Origin of the sequence: Bowmanella yangjiangensis (assembly GCF_017255015.1) — a bacterium.
Classification (GTDB): domain Bacteria; phylum Pseudomonadota; class Gammaproteobacteria; order Enterobacterales; family Alteromonadaceae; genus Bowmanella; species Bowmanella yangjiangensis.
The window spans coordinates 1-1,200 of sequence record NZ_JAFKCS010000244.1 but is presented as its reverse complement, the minus strand read 5'-3'; the positions used below and the strand labels follow the sequence as shown (position 1 = coordinate 1,200).

2 protein-coding genes are annotated in these 1,200 nt (G+C 64.0%); one reads left to right on the top strand and one right to left on the bottom strand.

Annotation, left to right across the window (positions count from 1 at the left end; translation table 11 throughout):
- Positions 1 to 35: 35 nt before the first annotated feature.
- On the bottom strand, positions 36 to 446 hold the full coding sequence (locus tag J0A65_RS23680) for a transcriptional regulator (protein WP_037056173.1): 411 nt from the start codon (positions 444 to 446) through the stop codon (positions 36 to 38).
- Between the two features lie 57 nt (positions 447 to 503).
- On the opposite strand from J0A65_RS23680, the gene J0A65_RS23675 reads away from it, so the two are divergent.
- Entirely contained in the window at positions 504 to 1,022 is a 519-nt protein-coding gene (locus tag J0A65_RS23675) for a BRO-N domain-containing protein (protein ID WP_206596735.1), read from the top strand.
- Positions 1,023 to 1,200: the final 178 nt, after the last annotated feature.

The window sequence follows — 1,200 nt, the reverse complement described above, 5'->3', positions numbered from 1 at the left end:
GCCCTCAGCCTTCTATCGGTGACGCCACCGCCCCGTCAGCGCTCGCCTTCACCGTTGGCCTTGGCCGCCAGGGCCAGGGCCATCACCACCTCACGCACCACCTTGCGCTGCTGCGCAGGCAGGCCGAGAAAGGTCTCGATGACTTCGCGTTCCTGGTAGAACTTGGGGTCCTCCCAGCGCCCGCGCTGCTCGCGCACCGTCACCCCGGCCCGCTCACCGAAGCGCAGCACCTGCGGCTCGATGCGCAGCCACTCGGCCAGGACCTGCAGCTTGTCCTGGGAAGGGATCGACTCGCCACGCAGCCAGCGCGAAACAGCCTGAAACGTCACCGAACGTCCCCAATAGCGCGAGTTGAACTCGCGTTCGAGCACGGCTGGGCGGTCTGGATATCCAGCTGCGAGCATGGCGCTACGCAGCCGCTGGGCGAATTCGGATTTCTCGGTCATGGACGCGGACGTTAAATTCCGCCCCCACGCTAGATTGAACAGTCTGTTGTATTTTATATGAAATTCATGATTTCATCGCATTTCACCGATCGCTGTTTCGTGCACAAGGAGAGCGCCATGATCAGCCCACTCCACCCCAGCTTCGAAGACATCCGCTTCACGGTCCAGCGCACGCCCGACGGACACTTCTGGTTCGCCGCCGGCCCCGTTTGCCAGGCACTGGAGATGGATGACTGGAACGCCTCGCTGCTGCGCCTGTGCCGCCCGGAAGGCATCCTGTTCGGCAACGAGGAAACGCCCCAGGCCATGATCGACCTGGAGAACCTGCTGCGCCTCAGCCTGAACGACGCCAGCCCGCGCGCACGCCGCCTGCGCACCTGGCTGTACCAGACCCTGCTGCCGCACCTGTTCAGCAGCGTGGGGCTGCCCAGCTACCGACAGCTGAACACCGCCGACAAACGCCTGCGCGTGCTGAAATGGCATGACGACTGGTGGATGTCGCTGGGCGACGTCATGCAGGTCTTCGGCACACGCCCGGAGTTGCAGGGCCTGGACGGCAGCACGGAGCGCCGTTGATCACGCCCAGGTGCCGCAGGGTCATCAGGCCGCTACAATGCGCACCTTGCCCGTGTGCCCAGCCTGATAAAAGAAATCACCATGTCCCTGCCCAAGAACCACCTGGAACTGCTCAGCCCTGCGCGTGATGTCGAGATCGCCCGCGAGGCCATCCTGCATGGCGCCGATGCCATCTACA